The organism is Psychrobacter sp. I-STPA6b (assembly GCF_020662265.1).
Lineage (GTDB): Bacteria > Pseudomonadota > Gammaproteobacteria > Pseudomonadales > Moraxellaceae > Psychrobacter.
Genome location: NZ_VEWM01000122.1, coordinates 237886 through 262925, shown reverse-complemented (window position 1 = coordinate 262925; position 25040 = coordinate 237886). Strand labels below are relative to the sequence as shown.

The window sequence follows — 25040 nt, the reverse complement described above, 5'->3', positions numbered from 1 at the left end:
ATGACTAGAAGCAACTACGACACTCATGCAAGCCATGATAAATAACATTTCTAGTTCTAGCTTAATAACCATTATTTCATACAAGTAATATCATTGTATTATCACATATAAGGAAATATCTAATTAGGGGATACTTTCTATGGCATCATCTGGATCAATGTCAGGTGCCACAATACTAGTATGTGTATTTGGAGCAGTAGATAGCTGCACGAAAGTCTCATGTGGCTTTATTAACCCCAAGTCAACTCGTGCATGCTCTTCTACTGCTTCCAATCCTGTTTTAAGATCACGAACATCAGCACGCAATATTTGGTTCTGATGTTCTTGTTCTTTATTTTTAATCAGCTGTGCTTCTATTTCAGTTTGTAAGTCTTTACTATCGGCATGACCATTTTCACCTAGCCAATACTGATACTGCAATCCAATTAACACTGCAACTGCAACCAAAAATAAAAGAAACTGACCAAAATATTTCATAGTATCTCAGCAACCTTAATAGGATCTAACCACGCAATCCAATAAAGGCTTCTCGTCCAGGATAACTAGCACGGATTTGTTGCTCAATTCGTAATAGCTGATTATATTTTGCTACTCTATCTGAACGACATAGTGAACCTGTTTTGATTTGACCTGCTGCAGTACCCACTGCCAAATCAGCAATGGTACTATCTTCAGTCTCTCCAGAGCGATGTGAGATAACCGTTGCATAACCATTATCTTTAGCAAGATAAATAGCATCTAAAGTTTCCGACAATGTTCCTATCTGATTAAACTTAATCAAGATAGCATTGGCAATATTTTGCTCAATACCTTGACGTAAAATTGTGGGATTGGTTACAAATAAGTCATCACCTACTAACTGCACTTTTTTGCCCAGTTTTTGAGTTAGATATGCCCAACCCTCCCAGTCTGATTCATCGAGTCCATCTTCGATGGAAATAATAGGATATTGCTCAACTAAGTTTGCTAAGTAATCAGTAAAGCCTTGGCTATCAAATGCTTTATTTCCCTCACCTGCCAATACATACTGTCCATCTTTATAAAACTCACTAGAAGCACAGTCTAATGCCAGATGAATGTCATCACCTGCACGATATCCTGCTTGCTCTATCGCTTGTAAAATAACGGTAATGGCTTCTTCATTACTGCGTAAATTGGGTGCAAATCCACCTTCATCACCCACAGCAGTATTTAAACCTTGAGCTTTTAAGACTGATTTTAAGCTATGGAAGATTTCTGTACCCGCACGCAACGCTTCAGAAAAGCTAGTAAAACCAACTGGCTCAATCATAAATTCTTGAATATCGACGTTATTATCTGCATGTGAACCACCATTTAAGATGTTCATCATTGGGACAGGCATGGTCAATGATGTTTGATTGCGTAGATTTGCAATATACTGATGCAGAGGAAGCTGACTAGACTGTGCAGCAGCTTTTGCTGCAGCTAATGATACTGCCAGCATAGCATTTGCACCTAGGTTGTCTTTATTTTCTGTGCCATCAAGCTGTATTAATTTATCATCTAGTGCTTGCTGGTTAGTCACATCCATTTCCATCAAAGCAGCACGAATTTGACTGTTTACATTAGCGACTGCTTTTTTGACACCTTTACCGCCATATCGTGACTTATCACCATCACGTAGCTCTAATGCTTCTCTAGAGCCAGTTGATGCACCACTTGGAGCCGCTGCGCGACCCAATGTACCATCGGCTAAAATCACATCTGCTTCGATGGTTGGATTGCCACGTGAGTCTAATATCTCGCGGGCACGAATGTCAGAAATCTCAGAAACATTATTGGTATTTTCAGCGTACATAAGAGGCTCTTATCCTTAGTGTTAAGTGTATTCAGATATTTTGCCAAGTAACTTTTTTCTGTAGCGTTTATTCAGTAACCGATCAGAGACTTTTAGTAAAGCAATCTAATCTCACTTCAACCACATAAGTTTTGACAAAACTATTTTTTCAAAAATCAATTCAAAATAATATCACGACCAGACAAGCAGATAAGGAATAGGTCATCGCACTGCTAATAAGCCTAGCTCTATAGTGATTCTATATGGGACTGACCATATATCATAGCATAGAGTGGGATAGATTTAATATCTATGAAATACTCTGCTTCTCTAGTAAATCAACCGTGCATTGTAGTAAATTATAGACGGTATCCCAATTTATGGTTGATATCGGGTCAATCGTAACGCATTTAATAGCACTGAGATTGAGCTCATCGCCATTGCAGCAGCTGCTATCATTGGATTTAAAAAGCCAAAAGCGGCCAATGGAATACCAATACAATTATAAATAAAGGCAAAAAACAGGTTCTGCTTAATATTTCTGATAGTAGCATGAGCAATATTTTGGGCTGTCAATACATGGTCAAGTGATGCGCCAAGTAGACGGGCTGAGGCACTATGTTTTGCTACATCTGTACCTTCTGCCATGGCAAAACTTGCTGTTGCAACTGCCATAGCTGGAGCATCATTGACACCATCTCCAACCATAACAACTTTCTGTCCCTGTTGCTGTATCTCATCAATTTTACTGGCTTTTTCTCTTGGACTCATTGAGCCATAAGCTTCAGTAATACCTAATACAGAGGCAACATGATTAACTACTGATTGCTTATCACCACTCATTAATATGACATGGTAGCCTTGTTCTTGTAACTGACTGACTGTCTGATGAGCATCTTCTTTTACATCATCTGCCAGAGCAAACATTCCTAATGCAATACCATCAACACTCACTGCGACATTACTGGCTGTCTGCCATATTTGTGGCATATATCTAGGCAGCGTCAAGGAAGCAAATTCAGGCGTCCCAACTTTGACCAACCCATAACCTTCAACCTGTGCTTGAACACCCTGACCTTGCACAACTTCTACTCTCTGTACTGGAAAAAGTGGCAACTGATTTTCTTTTGCAGTACGTACAATAGTATCTGCTAAAGGATGGCTTACATGGGCTTCGACACTGGCAGCCAGCTGAAGTACATCTTGCCAGCGCAATGCTTGATTCACCATCATATGTGTGACCAAGCTGGGTTGACCCTGTGTTAGTGTCCCCGTTTTATCAAATACAACTGTGTCAACAGTCCCAGAAGACTCTAAGCTTTGGGCGTCTTTAAACCATACACCATGACGAGCTGCCACACCCATACCAGCCATAATCGCTGCAGGTGTTGCCAATCCTAACGCACAAGGGCAAGCAATGACTAAAACAGAGACGGCATGTAATACACTCAGGTTTAGAGCGCCAGTCAACCACCACGTGATAATAAAAGTAATCAATGCCAATATGACAACTATCGGTACAAAAACAGCAGCTACCTTATCCGCTAACCGTGCCAACTGAGCTTTACTGCCTTGTGCTTCACTCAGTGCCTGTACCATATCTGCAAGCTGTGTATCTCCACCCAATGCCTGCACCTGATATACCAAGCTACCATTTGCCACCATCGCACCAGCCAGCACATGATCACCAATCTTTTTAGATAATGGTACAGACTCTCCTGTTAAATGACTCTCATCACACCACCCTTCCCCAGCAACCACTATACCATCCGTTGCGATACGAGTGCCTTGCTTTGCTCGCAACTTATCTCCACACTGTACATCGGCTAAAGGTACAGACTGAAAGCTTTCTGTCTCATTGCCATCTATATTACTGCTGACTGTCTGCTGTTTTTCCACCATTTCAGGGGTTAGACTTAACAACAAATGAATACTATCCAAGCTTTTCTTTTTAGTACGATGTTCCAAATACTTCCCTAAACGGACAAAGGCAATAATCATCACCCCTGCTTCAAAATATATTGGCATATGCATTGTTGGCATAGACGATATAAGCTGGGAAAAATCCAAATCTCCCATCGCATGATGAGACCACCCACTACTCACCAGCCAGCTATATGTTGAATACGTCCAGATAGTCAATGTACCAATAACAACCAGAACATCCATATTGGCAAGACCACCTTTTATAGATGCCCATGCACTTTTATAAAATGGCAGTGCCAAGCCAAACTGCACCACTGTTGCCAAAACAAACTGCATCCATAACGGTGGCATCCATGCCATACCTTGTCCAGCCAACATACCCACCATACCTAGCAAAAATGGCAACAAACACAACCATAATATAAACAGTTGCCATGGGAATTTGTGGGAATGCTCATCTTCTACATCTGGTGAAAACAAAGTATCCGGCTGGTATATACTTGCCTCAAATCCCGTCTTTTGTATCCACCCAATGATTTCATCTGCCGATGTCTGTGATGGATCATACTCCACATTAGCAGTCTCACCGGCAAAGCTTACCGAGACCTGATAGATGGCAGACTTTTTATTTAATACTTTTTCTATGCGAGAGGCACATGCTTGACAGGACATATCCTGTATTGATAACTGTATGTGTTCTGAATTTGTCTTTGTAGAAGTTGAAGAATCTAATGTAGCGCTCATTTTAGCCTTTTTATAGGCATGCCAGTACAAACGAACATGCCACTTGTGTGTTTATTTTATCGCTGTCTATGACTCCAAATACAATCATGACAAGACAGAAGAACGAAGGTACATAAGGCATACTACCAGCCTGCACCTCTAAAAATACAATAAATGAATATCATAAAAGGAACATCATTGCAGACATTCCCCTCATCCAAGCCAATCTGTTATTGAATATTCATCACATCAAAGCCAGCATCTTCAATACACTCACGCAGTTCATCTAAAGAAACTTGTGTCATATCAAAGGACACATCAGCATGCTTTTTCTCTAAGCTAACATCAACACTATCCACACCAGATAGCGCACTGACAGCATTAACAACACTTTTGACACAGCCCTGACACGTCATTCCTTCTATATAGATAGTTGCCGCTTGCTTTGACATGATAAATATCTCCATTAACAAAAAAGCTTATATATAGCACCTTCATGAGGTCTGTTTTAGTGCGTATCAAGTACCGCAAACCCCTTCACTAAGTCATCAATTTGTTTTAATTGCTGTAAAAATGGCTCAAGCTGCTGTAAACGTAACGCACACGGACCATCGCATTTTGCCTTATCTGGGTCTGGATGCGCCTCAAGAAAGAGACCTGCTAATCCTGTCGCCATGCCTGCACGTGCTAATGTACTAATCTGCTCACGTCGTCCACCAGCACTATCAGCCCTTGCTCCTGGCTGTTGCAAACTATGTGTCACATCAAAAAATACAGGAACTTGCATTTTTTTCATAATATCAAACCCCAGCATATCGACCACTAAGTTATTATAGCCAAATGCTGTACCACGCTCACATAAGATAATACGGTCATTACCTGCCTCTAGGCATTTATTCATAATATGACGCATCTCATGTGGTGCTAAAAACTGAGCTTTTTTGATATTAATAATGGCATCTGTTTTTGCCATTGCTTGCACCAAGTCCGTCTGCCGTGATAAAAATGCAGGTAATTGAATGATATCAGCAACCTCTGCTACTGGTTCAGCTTGATATGGCTCATGAACATCCGTGATAATCGGCACATGATATTTTTGCTTAATTTGTCCCAACCAATCTACACCCTTCTTCAGCCCCGGACCACGGAATGAATGCAAACTTGAGCGGTTTGCTTTATCAAAACTGGCTTTAAACACATAGCCAATATTTAACCGCTGACAAATGTCTATATATGCCTCAGCAATTTCAAATGCTAGCTCTTTTGATTCCAGCACATTCATACCTCCAAACAGTACAAAAGGCTGATCATTACCAATACAAATATCATGCAACTGGATATGTGACTGAGGTTGTGCTTTCTCTGTATTACTCATAGGTTTCCTTATTATACAATTTATAAAACAATCAAATGACCTATAGGTTATACCAATTTTATGGATTAATCTATTTTCGATTGATCTATTTCAAATCTCCAATAAACTCTAGCTTCAAAGAAAAAAAGACCAATATCACATTGGTCTTTTGAATAAATGATACATAACTACAATAACTGTCTCAGATGCGATGCCATTAATATAAAATCAGCACCAATATCATCTTAAAATATTTACTTAGTGTGTCTGCTGATGATCTATGGCTGCTTTTACAAAGCTAGAAAACAATGGATGCCCACCACGAGGTGAACTGGTGAACTCAGGATGGAACTGTACTGCCACGAACCAAGGATGGTCACTAATCTCGACAGCTTCGACCAGATGCTGCTTCGTTGAATAGCCTGATATCGTCATACCCGCCTGTTCTAATGGCTCCACATAACGATTATTCATCTCATAACGATGACGATGACGCTCAGTAATGGTACTAGCACCATAGATTTTACGCAGTTTTGTACCCTCTACAAGCTCAGCTTGCTGACCACCTAGGCGCATTGTACCACCCAAGTCAGAATCATCACTACGAATCTGTAGCTCACCACGCTCATCTAGCCACTCTGTGATTAGACCAATAATTGGCTCAGACGTTTTTCTATCAAACTCTGTTGAGTTTGCTGGAATATTCATCACATTATTGGCATATTCAATCACTGCCAACTGCATGCCCAAACAAATACCTAAATAAGGTACTTTATTTTCACGGGCATAAGTAATGGCTTTCATCTTACCCAGCTTACCACGCTCACCAAAACCACCGGGAACTAAAATACCATCAGCAGATTTGACCTGCTCTAACAAGCTGTCATCCGTTTCCAGCTTTTCAGCATCAACATAGTTAATGGTGACATGAGTTTTATGAATAATACCCGCATGCAACAGTGCTTCATTAATTGACTTATAAGCATCTGGGAGTTCAACATACTTCCCAACCATCGCAATAGTCACATTCCCTTGTGCATTTAACAGACCATCGACCACGGCATCCCAGTCTGATAAGTCAGCCTCTGGTGCTTGGATACCAAAGCGCTCACAAATTAGGTCATCTAAATCCTGCTCATATAAAGTTCTAGGTATCTGATAGATACTATCAGCATCCTCACACATCACAACGGCACGCTCTTCAACATTCGTAAATAGTGCAATCTTACGGCGATTATCTTCACTAATATGATGCTCAGAGCGACAAATTAAAATATCCGGTTGCAACCCAATAGAGCGCAACTCCTTAACAGAATGTTGGGTTGGCTTTGTCTTTGTTTCTCCAGCACTAGAGATATAAGGAACTAATGTTAAATGCATCAGCATAGCATTGCTACGCCCCAGCTCCACTTGCATTTGACGAACTGCCTCCATAAAAGGCAGTGACTCAATATCACCTACCGTACCACCAATCTCAATAATAGCAATATCATAACCTGCACCGCTGGCATGAATCTTACTTTTAATCTCATCGGTAATATGCGGAATGACCTGTACTGTACCCCCTAAATAATCGCCTCGACGCTCCTTATTAAGCACAGTCTGATAGATACGACCACTAGTAAAGTTATTATTCTTGCTCATTTTTGAGTGCCTTAAAAAGCGCTCATAATAACCAAGGTCAAGGTCAGTTTCTGCACCATCTTCGGTGACGAACACTTCACCATGCTGAAAAGGACTCATCGTGCCAGGGTCTACATTGATGTAAGGATCCATCTTAGTCATGGTAACTTTTAGTCCACGTGCTTCTAAAATGGCAGCAACAGAAGCTGCTGTAATGCCTTTGCCCAGTGAGGATACAACCCCACCTGTTACGAAGATAAATTTGGTCATAGTCATCGTCTATTTATGGTAAATGCAAATTTTACTAAAATTTGGCTCAAAAAAACAGGCTTGACTTCCTATCTAGCAGTATATTCTCAGCCATAAAAAACTCACCCCGAAAGGTGAGTCTTTTATAGTATCAAATTCTAGGTCAAATTAGAATTTGTATTCTAGACCACCACCGATGCCAAAAGTTGTTTCTTTCATCTTAGTCATCGCTTTTTCTTCTTCTTTTTGTCTCATAACACCATAAATATGTCCTGTTGTACTACCATTGAAGGCATATTTACCACCTACGGAGACACGGAAAGCATCTGCATCTTTAGCACCTTTTACATTCGTCACCATATCGCCTTGTGCATAGGCAGTCCAAGGTGTCGCAGTTTTCATCTCACCACTGATAGTAACTGCATTTTCCTTATCATCAGCATTATAGTCACTTAACTGATATAAAGCACCTACTGTAATGCCTTCATTAAGTTTATAGTTACCACTAACACGGAAGGCATCTTTTAAGTTTTTTTCACCTGCTGATGCACCATGAATATAGCTGACTCCAGCTTTAAAAGGCTGTCCTGCTGGCTCATACTTTCCTGCAATACCAGTATATTCACGACCACTTTTATCTTCATCTAAAGCATACATGGCTAATATTTGTGCACCATTAAAGTCTGGTGAGTTATAAACAAAAGCATTATTCATGCGTTGCCCTTCAAACGAAGCCATAACTCTATCTGCTAATCCACCAGCCGTCACATTAGCAAAGTCTACTTTCCCATCAATAGCAGACAAGCGACCTGCTTTGATTGTACCAAGCTGAGCATGAGATAAACCTAAGTATGTATCACGAGATCTAAACTGCTTTGATGGATTGTCAGCAGATACATCAATACCATACTCTAGTTGATAAATCAGACTGATATCATTCGCTAATGGCTCTTTGCCTTTAAAACCAATACGAGAACTATTTGAATTTAGCGCTGGACGTTTTTTGCTCTCATCAGATGTTTTTTTACCATTTACTGTGGTTTCAGAATCTGTTGATGAGGCATCAAGAGTCAAAAATGCTTTACCATATACAGTTGGTGCTGCATGAGCAGCAGATAGAGATAAAGCAGTAACTGCTGATACCAAAAGTAGTTTTTTCATGGGGACTCTCTCCACTTTACATATTAAGTGATGGGCTAGTCTAATTACTAATACCCAGATATATAATCTAGTAACACAACTGAAATCCTCAAATAATCATTGTAGTTACAAAGATTTAGGCTTCTTCTTACGTGGTGTTAGTATGCTATATATCTATGACAGATTCATGAAAGATAAAAGATTTATTCTTATATTTTGTTAGATAATAGGGACTGTTGAATATTCATCTTTGTCAAAAAATGGAGGGCATTTGTCTTAATCAAGACAATAAACGTCATTGCTCTTATAAATACCAAATGCACAGATAAATATTTAACAAACCCTCATCATTGGCATTATTAGAAACTAAGGTGACATGACCTATTATTGTCATAAGAAATGAATTAGATAGATAGAAGGTTGTATCACAGCTACATCACAAATAAAAAAACCCACCCCGAAAGGTGAGTTTTTTGTGGTATCAAATTCTAAATAAAATTAGAATTTGTATTCTAGACCACCACCGATACCAAAGCTTGTATTTTTATCTTTGTATAAAACATCTTCTGACTCTTTTTGGCCCATTACGCCATATACATGACCAGTAGTGTTGCCATTAAATGCATATTTACCACCAACTGCAACACGATAAGAATCAGCATCATCAGCACCGCCAACGTTTTTAACTACGTCACCTTGTGCATATGCAGTCCAAGGAGTTGCTGTTTTCATTTCACCACTGATTGTTACAGCATTTTCTTTTTTGTCTGCATTATAGTCAGCTAACTGATACAATGCACCCACTGTAACTACAGGGCTTACGTCAAAAGAACCACTAACACGGAAGGCATCTTTGATTTGAGCATCACCAGTAATCTGTGCAACTTTTTTGCTTGAAGCGAAGTGAAGATAGCTTGCACCTGCTCTAAAAGGCTGACCTGCTGGAGCATATACAGCTGCAACACCACCGCCATCACGGCTAGTAGCTACTTCTTTATTTTCATCTAATGCATACATACCTAGGAACTGTACACCATCATAGCTTGGTGAAGCATAAGCAAATGCATTATTATAGCGATCACCACCTGGTGCTAATACGCCATCAGCTAAGCCACCAGCAGTAACATTAGCAAAATCAACTGAGTCATCAATACCAGTCAAACGACCAGCCATTACTGTACCTAGTTGTTTGTTAGATAGACCTAAGTAAGTATCACGTGCATAGAATTGACCTGAGCTAGAATCAATATTAACACCATATTCTAGTTGATAAACTAAGTCAGTATTTGCTGTTAGTGCTTCAGAACCTTTAAAACCAATACGTGAGAAGTTTGAGCTTAGAGCTGGACGGCTTTTGCTGTCATCTTTCTCTTTTTTGTTAGTAATTTTGTTAGTGGTTTCGCTGTCTTGAGATGTTGCATCAAGAGTTAAAAACGCTTTACCATAAACGGTAGGAGCCGCTTGCGCAGCAGATACAGATAGAGCAGCAACAGCTGACGCTAAAAGTAGTTTTTTCATGGGAAATCTCTCCACTTTACATTACATTTTTAGTGATGGGCTGCCCTAACAGCTAACGCCCAATTGTTTAAACTTATATAACTTAACTGAAATCCTCAAAATTATTCAGTTATAGTCACAAAGAGTTAAAAATCTTCTTTGTTCAGTATAGTAGGTATATCTCTAATGACATATTCATGAAAGACTAGACTTTTTATTCTATATTTGGCGCTTTCAATAAATTCACGTAAGAATCAGACTCTTATGTTGTATTGTGAGCAACAAACATTACCAAACTCATACCTTGCTTATAAGCATATCAACTTTGACATAATTTGCAACATTTTTTTCGGCGCTTGAGTCATTATTTTTTGTCGCAAATTATAAAAATCCCTGCCAGCCCTTATGGGAACAGGGATTTATCTATCTTTCCAAATACAGCTTTAATAAACATATAAAAGATTTTAACAAACTTTTACATAATTTGAAGAGTTTTTAGACCTATAGAGGCTTATTCTGTTTCATTGCTAAGCGTGATTGATGCAATAAAGGCTCAGTATAGCCGCTGGGCTGTTCATGTCCTTTAAATACTAAGTCACAAGCAGCCTTGAACGCATATGATTTATCAAAATCTGCTGCCATTGGACGATAATTCGCATCATCTTTATTCTGCTCATCAACGACTTTTGCCATGCGTTTAAGTGCATCCATAACCTGCTCTTTAGTCACGATACCATGATGTAACCAATTAGCAATGTGCTGACTAGAAATACGCAAAGTAGCTCTGTCTTCCATTAAGCCGACATTGTTAATGTCTGGTACTTTAGAGCAACCAACGCCTTGGTCCACCCAGCGTACAACATAACCTAAGATACCTTGAGCATTATTTTCTAGCTCTTGACGTTTTTCTTCCTCTGTCCAGTTAGTATCTTTGGCAAGCGGAATGGTCAAGATATCATCAACACTGGCACGCTGACGATTCTTTAGACTCTCTTGTACTTCAGGAACATTCACCTGATGATAATGCAAGCTGTGTAATGTTGCACCTGTTGGTGATGGTACCCATGCGGTAGTAGCACCAGCTTTGGGGTGATTAATTTTGGTCGCAACCATTTCTTTCATTTCATCTGGTTTTGCCCACATTCCTTTACCAATCTGTGCGCGTCCTAACAATCCTGTTTCTAAACCAATATCCACGTTCCACTGCTCATAAGCAGGTTGCCATGCTTGCGACTTCATATCACCTTTACGCACAAATGCACCTGCTTTCATACTGGTATGAATTTCATCACCTGTACGGTCTAAGAAGCCTGTATTGATAAAGATGACACGCTCTTTGGCTTGACGGATACATTCTTTTAAGTTCACAGTTGTGCGACGCTCTTCATCCATTACTCCCATTTTGATGGTGTTACGAGGTAAAGAAAGCACATCTTCAACGGCAGCAAATAAATCATTAGCAAACTTCACTTCATCTGGACCGTGCATTTTTGGCTTCACAATATACATTGAGCCTTCACGAGAGTTTGATAAACTGCTTTTACCTTTGATGTCATTTAATGATAATAAAGGTGTGATAAGTGCATCCATGATGCCTTCAAAGATTTCTTCTTGTCCATCACCCAAATCTACCAAAATGGCAGGATTTTGCATTAGATGTCCAACATTACGAATCAATAGTAAAGAACGCCCCGGTAAAAGCAACTTACCACCATCTGGTGTGGTATATTCACGGTCAGGGTTTAATGTACGGGTTAGCTCTTTTCCACCTTTACTAAAGGTCTCACTTAAATCACCATTCATTAAACCAAACCAGTTGCGGTAAGCTTCAACTTTTTCTTCTGCATCCACAGCCGCTACAGAGTCTTCACAGTCCTGAATGGCAGTGATTGCTGACTCAAGCAATACATCTTTAATATTGGCAGGGTCATCTTTACCCACTGGATGATTGGCATCTATTTGGATTTCAACATGTAAGTTATTATTTTTTAGTAAAATACCCGTTGGACTTTCAGCACTACCAACATAACCAGCAAATTTTTCTGGATTTTTTAAGCTAGTGCTGGTATCACCTTGGGCAATATTTAACTGACCATCAACCACGCTAAAGCCCGTAACATCACTATATTTTCCTTGTTGCAAGGTAAAGTGCTCATCTAAAAAGTTTTTGGCATAGGCAACGACTTCAGCACCTCTTTTAGGATTATATCCTTTGCCCTTTTCTTTACCATCAGCTTCATCAATCATGTCTGTACCATATAGAGCATCATAAAGACTGCCCCAGCGTGCATTGGCTGCATTCAAAGCATAGCGAGCATTACGTACAGGAACTACAAGCTGAGGTCCAGGGGTGCTTGCAATCTCAGCATCAACATTTTCTGTAGAAACTTGGAAATCCTCCCCTTCTGGCAATAGATATCCCAAGTCTGTCAAAAACTGCTTATATTTAGCAAAGTCAACTTCACCTTGCTGTGCAGGGTTATCCAAATGCCACTGGTCAATTTTGCTTTGCATGTCATCACGCACTGCCAATAGCGCTTTATTACGTGGTGTAAAGTTTTTTACCACGGATTCAAAACCACTCCAGTAACTATCTGAGTCAACATCGACACGAGGCAGAACCTCTTTTTCGATAAAGTCAAAAAGCTCATTATCAATGGCTAGGCATCCTTTTTGAACTCGGGCTTGATTTGCATTTTGGCTTTGAGTCATAGCGCTTTCCTTATTGTTGGTTACAAGTTTTGTTGGTTTGATATTAGCTTGTTAAACATTTACCCCGTTAAATTAGTATTTACAAGGGGTACAGCTATATTTTACTGTTGTATAAAAATTGGCTAAATTTTTCTTACAAAGATGAATGTTCAACAGTCCGCTTCTAGTAAATCAAAAATAACATGTGCCATAAAATCATGAAGCTTTATGACAATATGTCTTTGTTTAGAGCGGGAAGATTTTTTATCCTACTATCAAATAATAAAATATACAAGAAAATATCATTCATTAGATAAATATCTAGGCTTTAATTATTTGATAACCCTGATGAAATATGGCTTGCATTAGAACGTGAGCTGTCTCAATCCATTGTATATTTTTTAGATTTTGATAATAACTTTAATAACAACAATGCATATGTTTGCTGTTACCTATCTGTATCATTGTATAATATCGACTATAACAGCAATTTTTGCTAAAAAAAACACCCTAGTCAGAGATGAATGAGGACTGATGAGTAAACAAATGACGACTACCCTATCTCAATCAACAATGCTAACAGACACACAAACGAATAGCTCTGAATCCACGGTTACAAACCTGCCAGCCCATCACGTCGATATCTCACATATCCATGAGTTTTTAGGCGCAAGAACACCTCAGAAATGGTTAGATGCCGCAATTAATAATATTCCGCTATTATTACAAGACCATGCCAACTGTGAAAAAAAGGCGGCTGGCACTGCTATGAACCTTATCTTTCGTTATGAGTTCCATCAAGAATTACAACTCAAACTGGCACAGCTTATCCGAGAAGAGATGCTTCATTATGAGCAGGTGGTAGGTATCATGGCAGAGCGTGGCTTATCATGGTCACACCTACCTGCTGGACGCTATGCTAAGGGGCTACTAAAACACAAACGCACTTATGAACCTGCTGCGATGATTGATGTTTTAATTATTGGTGCATTTATCGAAGCACGCTCTTGTGAGCGTTTTGCTGCGCTGGCAAATATCATCGATGATGAGCGCCTAACCAAATACTATCGCTATTTATTAAAGTCAGAAAGCCGTCACTATGAGGATTATTTAGCATTAGCCGATTCATTAAGTGACACACCAGTAGATGAGCGGGTGGCATTTTTTAGACAGGTAGAGGCTGAGTTAATCACTAGCCCTGATACAGAGTTACGCTTTCACAGTGGCGTACCAGCCTAAAAGCAAACTTGTTTTTTGTCTATCTAAATCTAGAGCTAGGGATAGGGATAGGTAGTGGCTAGAGCAAAGTAAAATGCTCTAGCTATGAATAGTTTGACTTTAATTGAATTGCTTTTCTATGAACTATTTTTGAGTAGGTAATGTCCGAGACTGCGCATGGTCTACCGATTCATAGCGGTTCTGTTCATTCAAAGCTTCACTGTGCGGTGATTCCGTGCCAGCCGTTTCTTCATTCAGACCACCATCAAAAGGCTGCCCCTGTTGGTCTCTGCTATCTGGCTGTCGTGCTGGCATATCACCTTTATTGACATGCTCTGAGTCAATCATTTCTTTTGATTTTTCAAGGGTAGCTTCTGTTTTATTTGTCATAATTTCATATCCTATACTATTAATTAAATTACGCTAATCCTTCCTACTTATTATTTATAATATATTTATCTTATTGATTTTACTAAAGTAATGATGTAGCAATATGTGACTATATGTAACCCCTTCCCAGCTTTCCACTTTAAAAAAAAGCAAGGAAGGAGGGTGTGATATCCATTGTAAATTAAGCATATCAACTAATAATAAGCTGTCAAATACACTGAAGTATTGATATGCTTATCACTTAATCATTGACATGATTAATCACACTTAACAAATGCTTTTGAGCAATATGAGCTTCTTCATCAGACTGTGGTTGTAAGGCATGCCAGCAACCATCGCCAGATAATTCCCATGCCTGTACATTATCTTGTAGATAGTTAATCAACCCTTCTTGATAAACACGCTGGAACAACTTTTTATCTTCAATGGGGAAAGCAACTTCTACACGGTGGAATAGATTTCTATCCATCCAGTCTGCACTACCACAATATAGACGCTCATCACCATCATTATAAAAATAATAGACACGGGTATGCTCAAGGAAACGTCCTACAACAGAGCGTACAGTGATGTTTTCTGATAAACCTTTAACTTGTGGACGCAGACAGCACATAGAGCGTAATATCAGCTCTATTTTGACACCTGCCTGTGACGCATCATAAAGTTTATCTATCAATTTGCGCTCTGTCAGGGCATTTACCTTGACAATAATATGTGCTTTTTTACCCGCCTTAGCATGCTTAATTTCATCATCAATAAAGCGCATTAGGCTATCATGTAATGTAAAAGGCGCATGTAATAGCTTATTAACTTTTGCAGGTTTGCCCATACCTGTCAGCTCTTGAAAAATCTTATGCACGTCTTCTGAAATATCAGGGTCAGCAGTAAATAAGCCATAGTCAGTGTATGCCTTGGCATTACCTGCATGGTAGTTACCTGTACCTAAATGCACATAACGGCGAATACGATTATCTTCACGGCGAACGATAAGCATAAGTTTAGCATGTGTTTTATAACCAACAATTCCATAAACAACAACTGCACCTGCTTCTTGTAATAAGTTAGCTACCTCAATATTTTTGGCTTCATCAAAACGAGCGCGCAGCTCAATCACAGCCGTGACTTCCTTACCATTACGAGCCGCCGCCGCCAATGCCTGTACAATCTCCGAGTTTGTTCCTGAGCGATATAATGTCTGTTTAATCGCCAGTACTTTCGGGTCATGAGCTGCCTGCCACAATAAAGATACAATCGGGCTAAAAGAATCAAAGGGATGATGAACCAAAACATCACCTCGGCGCATGGCAGTGAACATGCTATCGCCTTTATCAAAGGACTCTCGACGGAATGGCTTAGGAATCACATGAGTAAAGGGCTGATAACGCAATTCAGGGACATTAAAGTCAAATAGTAATCGTGTTAAATTCACAGGACCATTCACTCGATACAACTGATTTTCATGCAACTCAAATTCATTAAGCAAATAGTCGCTAATCTCTTGGGGGCAATTGGTTGTCACTTCCAAACGTACCTTATCACCAAAGCGACGGTTATCCAGCTCTCCTTCTAATGCCTTAGCAATATCATCAACATCATCTGAGAGTTTTAAATCGGCATTACGGGTCAGGCGGAACTGATGACAGCCTGTGACCTTCATCCCTGGAAACAGCTCATTAACATGCTCATGAATCACCGCTGATAGCATAATATGATGCTCTTTACCCCCCGTCAGCTCATCAGGTAAACGAATGACACGTGGCAAGCTACGAGGTGCTGGTACGACTGCCAAATTAATATCTCGACCAAAAGCATCTTTACCTTCCAAGCTCACCATAAAATTTAGGCTTTTATTTACCAAACGTGGAAACGGATGCGCAGGGTCAATACTGATTGGTGTTAATACTGGCATAACCTGTTCGATAAAATAATTGCGCATCCATGCAGACTGTTTATCATCTAGCTCATCACGCTTTAAATAGCGGATATCTTGCTTTGCCAGCTCAGGCAAAATATCTTCATTTAAAATACGATACTGCTCAGTAATAGCCGCATGAGAAATTTTTGCGATTTCTGCCAAAACATCACTTGGCTTCATCCCATCTGAAGCAATAGAAACATTACCATGATTCATCTTTTTCATCACGCCAGCGACGCGTATCTCAAAGAACTCATCCATATTTGATGAAAAAATAATGAGAAAAAATAAGCGCTCTAATAAAGGATGGTTAGGATTGGTTGCTTGAGCCAAAACTCGCAGATGAAACTGCAACCATGACAACTCACGGTTAATATAACAGTTTGGTGAATAAGTACCATCAGGCAACTTATGCCAATCAATTTGGGTCATTTCACTTTGAGCTATTGTCTTATTTTCTGCTTTAACATTAACCGTTGTTATCTGGCTATTATTCTCATTCACATTTGTTTTTTGGCTAGAATTTGTTGACATATTCTCTCTCCTAAAATTTTTATGCTCTATCATCAGTCACTTGTACTAAATAGAAATAAAGGCTCAGCGCACCATAACATAAGAATATGACGATTCCATAGCAACAGGGGAGCCATCACATCACAAACTTTATTTTTTAATCTATTAGAGTCTGGTACTTTATGACTCAGGCAATGTCGCAGACTTTAAACGCCTTTCAATAATTCGTTGCTTATTACGTAATCGTCTAGCATCAAGATGTTTTTCATAATACTTTGGATTAGGCAGCATACTAATAAGTAATGCCGACTCACTGGGGTTAAGCTGGCTAGCTGACTTATCAAAATAGTGCTGAGCTGCTGCTTCAATACCATAGATACCATCACCGAACTCGGCCACATTCAAATAAGCAGTCAAAATACGTTGTTTATCCCACATATTTTCAATCATTACCGTAATGATTGCCTCTTCCCCTTTACGAATAAAAGAGCGATGTGGCGTTAAAAATAAGTTTTTTGCTAATTGCTGTGTAATGGTCGAACCACCTGCAGCTAATGTTCCTGATGCTTCATTTTTCTTCATAGCAACTTCAATACCTTCTATATCAAAGCCATCATGACTAACAAACTTCGCATCCTCACTGGCAATGGCTGCTTGCTTAGCAGACTTCGCAATATCTGCATACTCAACCCACTGCTGAGTGATACTACCACCAGATAAGCGGTGCTGTAACATAAACATCGTGTTATTAATTGGTTGTGTTTTCCAAATAGCTAATAAGCCAGCAACCAATACATGAAATGCGACAACAAGCAAAATTAACGCCCATACTAGACGTTTAATAAATTTACCAATAACTGCCATGAATAAAGACCTAAAAGTTAACAAGGATGCTCAATATATCTTAACTCATCGCCTATGTCATGATAAGCTTCATATGCTTATCACTATTGGATTTATTATTTATGCAACCTATCACTAACAGTACAGCAGTATTATCACTTATACAGACACATGACAACACACAAGTAACAGACTGGTATTTATTAGGTACACTCGGCTGTCATTTGTGTGATGATGCAGAAAATTTGCTTAGGCTATTTTGTGGAACATACGCTATAACCTACAAGGTACTGGACATAGCAGATTTAGATGAAGATTTGATGATGCAGTTTGCTGAAAAAATTCCTGTATTACTAACGCCTTCTGCTCGTCTTGATTACCCTTTTACACTACCCGACATGCAACAACTTTTATAAAACCTTAATAATAGCATGGCTTTATTGCACTCAACAGGCAATAATACAAGATAAGATTAAGTGAAAAAATACGTCTCATTTTAATTATCATAAGTCGAACTCAACTCAATGATAAGGAAAATCAATCATAGCTTACTTATCTGTCCTTCCACACCGACAACCCCGCAATTTCATTGTCTTTCCAAACATCACACACCTTTTATGTAGCACAATTCTTTAAGAACGACTACCAAATTAGTTATCTGCTCTGTGAACAATAGTATCATTTTGTAAAAATTTAGGTATGATGGCTTGTCCAATAAGAATCTTTCTTGTCTTTGAATATGATACGCAATTGTACTTCTAGATATAAGACAGAAACTGAGAACAAGAACAAAGCTTATTTAACAGTATCTTATTTTCTAAATATGCTTTGTTTATATTTTTAGCTTATTGGGTGTTAATGATTGATATTATTACTCGCCTATTCTTCATAATATTAACGTACAAAATATCCACGTGTGATTAATGGGTACGGGTGATAATGCAAAGACAGACATGAGGTTATCAACTATTACCAACCTTGGATGTCTGGAGCTATTCAAATAAGGAATGTTTATGTATACTTTTTTAGCCCTTACCCCAATTTTAGTGGTACTAGGACTGCTGGTTTTATTACGTTTACCAGCAAAAATTGCTATGGGTGCTGCCTACTTAGTCACTGCAGCATTAGCATTATTCGTTTGGCATGCCAGTGGCGCACAGGTTGCCGCTGCTTCTGTTAATGGTATCATTGTTGCATTAACAATTTTATTTATTGTATTTGCCGCTATTTTACTGTTAAACACACTTAAAGAAAGTGGCGCTATTATTGCCATCCGCCGTGGCTTTATGGATATCTCACCTGACCGACGTGTTCAGGCTATTATTGTTGCTTGGTTATTTTGTTCATTAGTAGAAGGGTCATCAGGATTTGGTACACCTTCAGCAGTGGGCGCACCGTTGCTTCTAGCATTAGGTTTCCCTGCAATGGCATGTGTGATGACAGTGCTTATCATTCAATCAACACCAGTCTCGTTTGGTGCTGTTGGAACGCCTTTATTACTGGGTGTGAATACTGGTATTAGTGGTAAAGAAGATATCGTTCAAGCCATTACTCCAAGCACAGTAGAGCAGTATCTACTACAAATCACAGCAAATGTCGGGCTTCTACATGCTCTGATCGGATTTCTAATCCCGCTAATTCTTAGTGCTTTCTTAACTCGCTTCTTTGGTGAAAAGCGTTCATTTGTTGAAGGTTTAAAAGCATGGCCATTTGCTATTTTTGCAGGTCTTGCCTTTACTGTTCCTTACTTCTTAGTAGCAAAATATTTAGGTCCTGAGTTTCCATCATTAGTTGGTGGTTTCATTGGTTTATTAATTGTACTACCTGCTGCCAAAGCTGGATTTTTAGTACCAAAAGAAACTTTTGATTTCGCACCTCGTTCTGACTGGGATCCAGCTTGGCTAGGTACATTGGCTGAAGAGAAATTTGATGACAGCGTTGCACCTCGTTTTTCAATTATTCGTGCCTTTTCACCTTATATCATTGTGATTGTGCTATTAATTATTACTCGTGTGGTTGCTCCTCTAAAAGCTTTCTTAGTAGGTGATATGACAACCATTAAGTTTGCCAACCTGTTCGGTACTTCTATTTCTAGTAAGATTCAGCTGGCATACTCACCTGGTACTATTTTAATCATTACCTCACTACTATGTATCTGGCTCTTTAGTATGAATAGCTCTGCTGTCAAACGCAGCTGGTCAAATTCAGCCAAGACCATGATTGCGGCAGCACCTGCCTTGTTGTTCTCTGTTCCTATGGTGCAAGTATTTATCAACTCAGGTTCAGCTACTGAAGTGGCAACATCTCTACCTGCTATGCCTATTTTGCTTGCTGAAAGTGCTGCCAATGCGTTCCATGGTGCATGGCCATTAGTATCACCTTGGATTGGTGCAATGGGTGCATTTATTGCTGGCTCTAATACCATTAGTAATATGATGTTCTCTTACTTCCAATGGTCAACCGCTGGACAGATTGGTCTAGATACTAATTTAGCCGCGCAAGTTGTGGCTCTACAAGCCATTGGTGGTGCAGCAGGAAATATGGTTTCTGTACATAACGTTGTAGCAGCTTGTGCGGTCGTTGGCTTGATTAATAAAGAAGGCTATGTCATCCGTAAGACACTACTGGCAATGATTTATTATGTAGTACAGGCTGGCTTTATTGGCATGGCATTAATCTTTGGTAATATGCTCTGGTGGGCATTAGCCATTATTTGGCCTCTAGTATTCTTTACTGTCATGAGCATTAGTGGTAAAAAAGCAGCCTAACTGTATTTCTTATGTGTATTAATGAGCAAAGTTTGACAAACCCTATTTTAATTTACCTTACTTTACTGAAATAGTTCAGATAGTACATGAATATTCGTTAATATGGTATTAGAATATAAGAAGGCATTCCATAACCTTACTTTGCTCATCCATTGCATTGCTTCTTTAAGTCTGTGTCATCATGTGACACAGGCTTTATGTCATAAATAAAGGTAGTATTATGAAAGACTTAACAAAAATTACAGAGATTGAAGATCTACGCCAAGTAGCTGAACGCAAAGTACCGCGTATGTTCTATGACTATGTCGACTCTGGATCATGGACACAAACAACCTACCGCAATAATGAAACTGACTTTGACCGTATCAAGTTGCGTCAAAGAGTGCTTGTTGATATGGAAGGACGCAGCCTTGCTACCAAGATGATTGGACAAGATGTGAAGATGCCAGTTGCTATCGCACCTACTGGATTTACTGGCATGATGTGGGCAGATGGTGAAATCCACGCAGCTCGCGCGGCAGAAAAGTTTGGTATCCCTTTTTCACTATCTACCATGAGTATTTGCTCAATTGAAGATGTCGCTGAAAATACCAGTAGTCCTTTTTGGTTTCAGCTATATGTGATGCGCGATAAAGAGTTTATGCATAATCTTATCAATCGTGCCAAAGCAGCCAACTGTTCAGCTCTGATTCTGACAGCTGACCTACAAGTACTTGGACAACGCCATAAAGACATTAAAAATGGTCTGTCTGCACCACCAAAACCAACACTTAAAAATATTCTCAACTTAATGACCAAGCCTGAATGGTGCATGAACATGCTTGGCACAAAACGCCATACATTTGGAAACATTGTCGGTCATGCTAAAGGTGTTGGGGATTTATCCTCTTTATCTTCTTGGACAGCTGAACAATTTGATCCAGGATTAAGCTGGGATGATGTTGCACAAATCAAAGAGCTATGGGGTGGCAAACTGATTATTAAAGGTATCATGGAGCCAGAAGATGCCATCTTAGCTGCACGTAGTGGCGCAGATGCATTAATTGTATCTAACCACGGTGGTCGCCAACTTGACGGCGCACCTTCTTCTATTGCTGCCCTACCCGATATTGTACAAGCCATCCAAGCAGAAAACAGTAATATTGAAATTTGGCTTGATAGTGGTATCCGCTCTGGACAAGATGTACTAAAAGCCATCGCAATGGGTGCAAAAGGTACAATGATTGGGCGCTCATTCTTGTATGGTCTAGGTGCATATGGTGAAGATGGTGTTCGCCGTGCATTAGAGATTATCTACAAAGAATGTGATGTCACCATGGCATTTTGTGGTCATACAGACATTCATACAGTTACTGATGACATCCTTGTTAAAGGTACATTTGAGCATTTAAAAGCATCTAATCCTCATATTGCACCGATGCATTGGGGTTAAAAGTGTACTGGGACCAAGTTATCTTGCATAGTATGAGCATCATTGCATAGGCATGAGGTATGCTCTTATCTAATCTAGGGCAAGTCGTCAAAAAACCACCACCTTTTGTTATATATTTTATGATATAGATACAAAAGGTGGTTTTTTATTACTCCACCTTCATTATAGTCAAAAGGACGACGACATGATGGTCAATTAATTCTCACTCCATACGACTGGATGATACCTATCAACGGTATAAACCATCTAGCTAGCTAAAAGCAAAGGAAGAAAATTAAGTTGATACTACAACCATGTCACCATTCTCACTCTATGCCTAACATCTAGTTAAAGACCGTTATGAAAATACAAAGTTTATTAAAATTCGCTCCAGTTACAACTTTATTGCTAATTTCAATAGTACTACTCTTTATTATCCAAGCCCTAACTGGTGTTAATATCGATAATCCTTCCTCACAAGATCTTATTAAATGGGGTGCAAATGTTCTCCCTCTCAGTATGGGCTATGAGCCATGGCGACTATTCAGTAGTGCCTTTTTACATATTGGTTTGATGCACTTACTATTTAATGCCTTTGCCATGTATTTTTTTGGACAAGTTGCTGAGCCAATGTTTGGTCATATTAAGTTTCTTATTATTTTCTTATTATCAGCAGTGGGTGGCAACTTGCTAAATAACTATTTAGGTTGGCAGTCTCTACTAGATGGCAGTACCACTCTACCGGCAATATCTGCAGGTGCTTCAGGTGGCATTATGGGTATTGGTGGTGCTTTGTTAGTTGCCGCATTATTAAAAATGACAGTCAATGGTATTCAACTTAATATGAAAAGCTTGGCAATTATTATGGCAATTAATCTGGTCTATGGATTTGCGATTCCTGGTATAGACAACGCAGGGCATATTGGAGGTGCATTAACAGGTGCCGTAATTGGAGGTTCAATAGCCTTATCACATTTAAAATCCAAAGTACTTTCAGTCATCCTACCTTGGAGCATCATTTGTCTATGTACGATAAGTTTTTTCTGGATTTGGCTAGACATTCATCAGCAGATAGCATTACACTTGAGCTAATTAACAAACTAAAATATCCCATATACATTTCATATCAACTCTATATGTGAGACTCTCATGCTTTTATCATCTCTCCAACGAACCACTCATATACCTATGATATATCATCGCACGTTGCTTGCTCTAGTTGCCATTGGCTGCAGCCATACTGTCATGGCTGAGACGAAGCCATTAACAGCAGATCCAGAAGCAAAACTGAGTGTGGGTATTAATGCTGTCATGACTCGCTCTGTCTATGATACAAAGGATACACAGGTTCATATTTTACCCAGCCTATTTTATGATAATAATCGTGTGTATGCGCGTGGAAATCAAATTGGTGCTTATCTTACAAAAGATAATAACAAACGAATTTCCGCCTATGCCCAGCTAAATGGCACACCGTTTAATCCAGATGATGCTAAAGGTAATTTGGCACAGCTTGATGAACGTAAACGAAGTATTGTTGTAGGTGCAGAATACTTACACACTACTCCAATTGGCGGTTTTCGTATACAAGCCGCCCATGATGTCAGTGGAAATAGCGATGGCAATATGGGTCGGATTAACTATGTGGCAAAGTACAGTCGTGATAACTTTACAGCATATCCGAGTGTAGGATTTGAGTGGTATGATAAAAACTATAGCAACTACTATTATGGAGTAAGTGAACAAGAGGCAAAACGCTCAGGCGTTGATGCTTATCAAGCTAAACAAAGCTTCCGCCCTTATGTTAACTTAAGTGCCCGTTACGAAATTAATGAGCATTTTGCTGGATTTGCGAATCAAAGCTTCACCTATCTACCAGATGCACAGTATGACAGCCCAATGGTAAAAAATCGCACAGAAGCAAAAACAACCATCGGTTTATTGTATAATTTTTAAAAATCCATTCCTAAAACAGCTGTAAAAATGGCTTAGAGAATAAAACCCTAAGCCATTTTTTTATAACTATAATGACATAAGCTCAACGCTACTAACTAATAAGTTACCTGAATACTATCTGAGTATCGCCATGTCCTAATGATACGCAACTCTACTATATCACTCATATCATCGGTAAACTTACCGAAAGGTGCAGATTGACGTACTGACTTTTTAGCGGCTTCATCTAAAATCGTTGAACCCGAAGATTCTAATAAACGAATGGCTTTGACTGTACCATCACTACTAATAATAACCATTAAACGCACATCACCATGAATATTTTGTAATTGTGCCTGTGCAGGATAGTGTTGAGTCGCTACATTTTCTACATGCTGACGAAAGCGCTCTAAATACTGTGCTGCTTTGCCATGTGTGGTCGCATTACTATCCACTGTTTCAATTTTTGTCTTTTTAGCAAATACTTGCTGCTTTTGTGACAATTGCGCTTCAAGAGTGGCAATCTCTTGACGCAATCTTTCCTCCTGCTCTCGTAAATCATCGTGTGTATCTTCTTCTTTATTATCACTTTGTTGCTCTACTTCACGATAACTGAGCGTCGTTCTTAGATAGCTATCTTGATAACGCTGTTGACGCTGCTGTTTTTGTAGATTGATGATATCTTGTGTATCATTCATCGCATCATCACTCATCGGACTAATCTGAGTCGTCTCCAAGCGTAGCTGCTGTCTCACTTGCCCACCGCCTTCTTGTGAAGCATTGGCAATAAAATTAGCCTCTTCATTTTCTTGCATATTTTGCGTCAGTACAGTTGCCACTTCTTGTACTTTATCTGCGGGGCTAATGTTATCTGAAAATGTAATCCCCCAAATGATGACAGCATGCACCACCACTGCTACGACAACTGCAAACAGCATGCTAAAATCACGCTGTGGTGCTTGAGCAGAAAAATGGTAACTTTGGGAATCTTTTATATGAGCCATCAATAATCTCTTTGACTTACAAACACGTTTTGTGGCTGATTT

19 protein-coding genes are annotated in these 25040 nt (G+C 39.3%); 6 read left to right on the top strand and 13 right to left on the bottom strand.

What is annotated here, in order from left to right; translation table 11 throughout:
- Positions 1–123: 123 nt before the first annotated feature.
- From FHK88_RS13405 to FHK88_RS13365, 9 genes are all read right to left on the bottom strand, one after another.
- The gene (locus tag FHK88_RS13405; protein WP_227431211.1) at positions 124–477 is read right to left on the bottom strand and encodes a septum formation initiator family protein; all 354 of its coding nucleotides are present in this window, start codon (positions 475–477) and stop codon (positions 124–126) included.
- A 25-nt stretch (positions 478–502) separates the two neighbouring features.
- Entirely contained in the window at positions 503–1819 is a 1317-nt protein-coding gene (gene eno / locus FHK88_RS13400; RefSeq protein ID WP_227431210.1) for a phosphopyruvate hydratase, read from the bottom strand.
- 357 nt (positions 1820–2176) lie between these two features.
- A complete protein-coding gene (locus FHK88_RS13395) occupies positions 2177–4468 on the bottom strand; it encodes a heavy metal translocating P-type ATPase (RefSeq protein WP_227431209.1) in 2292 nt (763 codons plus the stop codon).
- A 209-nt stretch (positions 4469–4677) separates the two neighbouring features.
- On the bottom strand, positions 4678–4899 hold the full coding sequence (locus tag FHK88_RS13390) for a copper ion binding protein (protein ID WP_227431208.1): 222 nt from the start codon (positions 4897–4899) through the stop codon (positions 4678–4680).
- A 56-nt stretch (positions 4900–4955) separates the two neighbouring features.
- Positions 4956–5822 carry a 3-deoxy-8-phosphooctulonate synthase gene (gene kdsA, locus FHK88_RS13385; RefSeq protein WP_227431207.1) on the bottom strand — a complete coding sequence of 289 codons (867 nt, stop codon included), beginning with the start codon at positions 5820–5822 and terminating at the stop codon, positions 4956–4958.
- A 237-nt stretch (positions 5823–6059) separates the two neighbouring features.
- Complete coding sequence (locus tag FHK88_RS13380) at positions 6060–7694, bottom strand: CTP synthase (RefSeq protein ID WP_227431206.1); 1635 nt, start codon at positions 7692–7694, stop codon at positions 6060–6062.
- Positions 7695–7841: 147 nt separating this feature from the next.
- Positions 7842–8834 carry a porin gene (locus tag FHK88_RS13375; RefSeq protein ID WP_227431205.1) on the bottom strand — a complete coding sequence of 331 codons (993 nt, stop codon included), beginning with the start codon at positions 8832–8834 and terminating at the stop codon, positions 7842–7844.
- 477 nt (positions 8835–9311) lie between these two features.
- Entirely contained in the window at positions 9312–10331 is a 1020-nt protein-coding gene (locus tag FHK88_RS13370) for a porin (RefSeq protein ID WP_227431204.1), read from the bottom strand.
- A 480-nt stretch (positions 10332–10811) separates the two neighbouring features.
- A complete protein-coding gene (locus tag FHK88_RS13365) occupies positions 10812–13022 on the bottom strand; it encodes a malate synthase G (protein ID WP_227431203.1) in 2211 nt (736 codons plus the stop codon).
- Positions 13023–13535: 513 nt separating this feature from the next.
- On the opposite strand from FHK88_RS13365, the gene FHK88_RS13360 reads away from it, so the two are divergent.
- A complete protein-coding gene (locus FHK88_RS13360) occupies positions 13536–14240 on the top strand; it encodes a tRNA-(ms[2]io[6]A)-hydroxylase (RefSeq protein ID WP_227431202.1) in 705 nt (234 codons plus the stop codon).
- 123 nt (positions 14241–14363) lie between these two features.
- Here the strand turns inward: FHK88_RS13360 and FHK88_RS13355 are convergent, their stop codons facing one another.
- The 3 genes from FHK88_RS13355 to mtgA form a co-directional block, all read right to left on the bottom strand.
- A complete protein-coding gene (locus FHK88_RS13355; protein WP_227431201.1) occupies positions 14364–14609 on the bottom strand; it encodes a hypothetical protein in 246 nt (81 codons plus the stop codon).
- Positions 14610–14850: 241 nt separating this feature from the next.
- The gene (gene ppk1, locus FHK88_RS13350) at positions 14851–16956 is read right to left on the bottom strand and encodes a polyphosphate kinase 1 (RefSeq protein WP_227431258.1); all 2106 of its coding nucleotides are present in this window, start codon (positions 16954–16956) and stop codon (positions 14851–14853) included.
- Between the two features lie 261 nt (positions 16957–17217).
- Positions 17218–17901, bottom strand: coding sequence for a monofunctional biosynthetic peptidoglycan transglycosylase (gene mtgA, locus FHK88_RS13345; RefSeq protein WP_227431200.1), 684 nt, complete (start codon positions 17899–17901; stop codon positions 17218–17220).
- A gap of 101 nt (positions 17902–18002) precedes the next feature.
- On the opposite strand from mtgA, the gene FHK88_RS13340 reads away from it, so the two are divergent.
- The 5 genes from FHK88_RS13340 to FHK88_RS13320 all read left to right on the top strand — a co-directional run bounded on the left by FHK88_RS13340 (position 18003) and on the right by FHK88_RS13320 (position 24015).
- Positions 18003–18296, top strand: a complete 294-nt coding sequence (locus FHK88_RS13340; RefSeq protein ID WP_227431199.1) for a glutaredoxin family protein — start codon at positions 18003–18005, stop codon at positions 18294–18296.
- Between the two features lie 597 nt (positions 18297–18893).
- On the top strand, positions 18894–20648 hold the full coding sequence (locus tag FHK88_RS13335) for an L-lactate permease (RefSeq protein ID WP_227431198.1): 1755 nt from the start codon (positions 18894–18896) through the stop codon (positions 20646–20648).
- A gap of 220 nt (positions 20649–20868) precedes the next feature.
- The gene (locus FHK88_RS13330) at positions 20869–22080 is read left to right on the top strand and encodes an alpha-hydroxy acid oxidase (protein WP_227431197.1); all 1212 of its coding nucleotides are present in this window, start codon (positions 20869–20871) and stop codon (positions 22078–22080) included.
- A 339-nt stretch (positions 22081–22419) separates the two neighbouring features.
- Positions 22420–23151 (top strand): rhomboid family intramembrane serine protease, encoded by a 732-nt coding sequence (locus FHK88_RS13325; RefSeq protein WP_227431196.1) that lies wholly within the window; start codon positions 22420–22422, stop codon positions 23149–23151.
- Between the two features lie 153 nt (positions 23152–23304).
- On the top strand, positions 23305–24015 hold the full coding sequence (locus tag FHK88_RS13320; RefSeq protein ID WP_227431195.1) for a MipA/OmpV family protein: 711 nt from the start codon (positions 23305–23307) through the stop codon (positions 24013–24015).
- A gap of 95 nt (positions 24016–24110) precedes the next feature.
- Here the strand turns inward: FHK88_RS13320 and FHK88_RS13315 are convergent, their stop codons facing one another.
- Complete coding sequence (locus FHK88_RS13315) at positions 24111–24998, bottom strand: energy transducer TonB (protein ID WP_227431194.1); 888 nt, start codon at positions 24996–24998, stop codon at positions 24111–24113.
- Between the last annotated feature and the right edge of the window lie 42 nt (positions 24999–25040).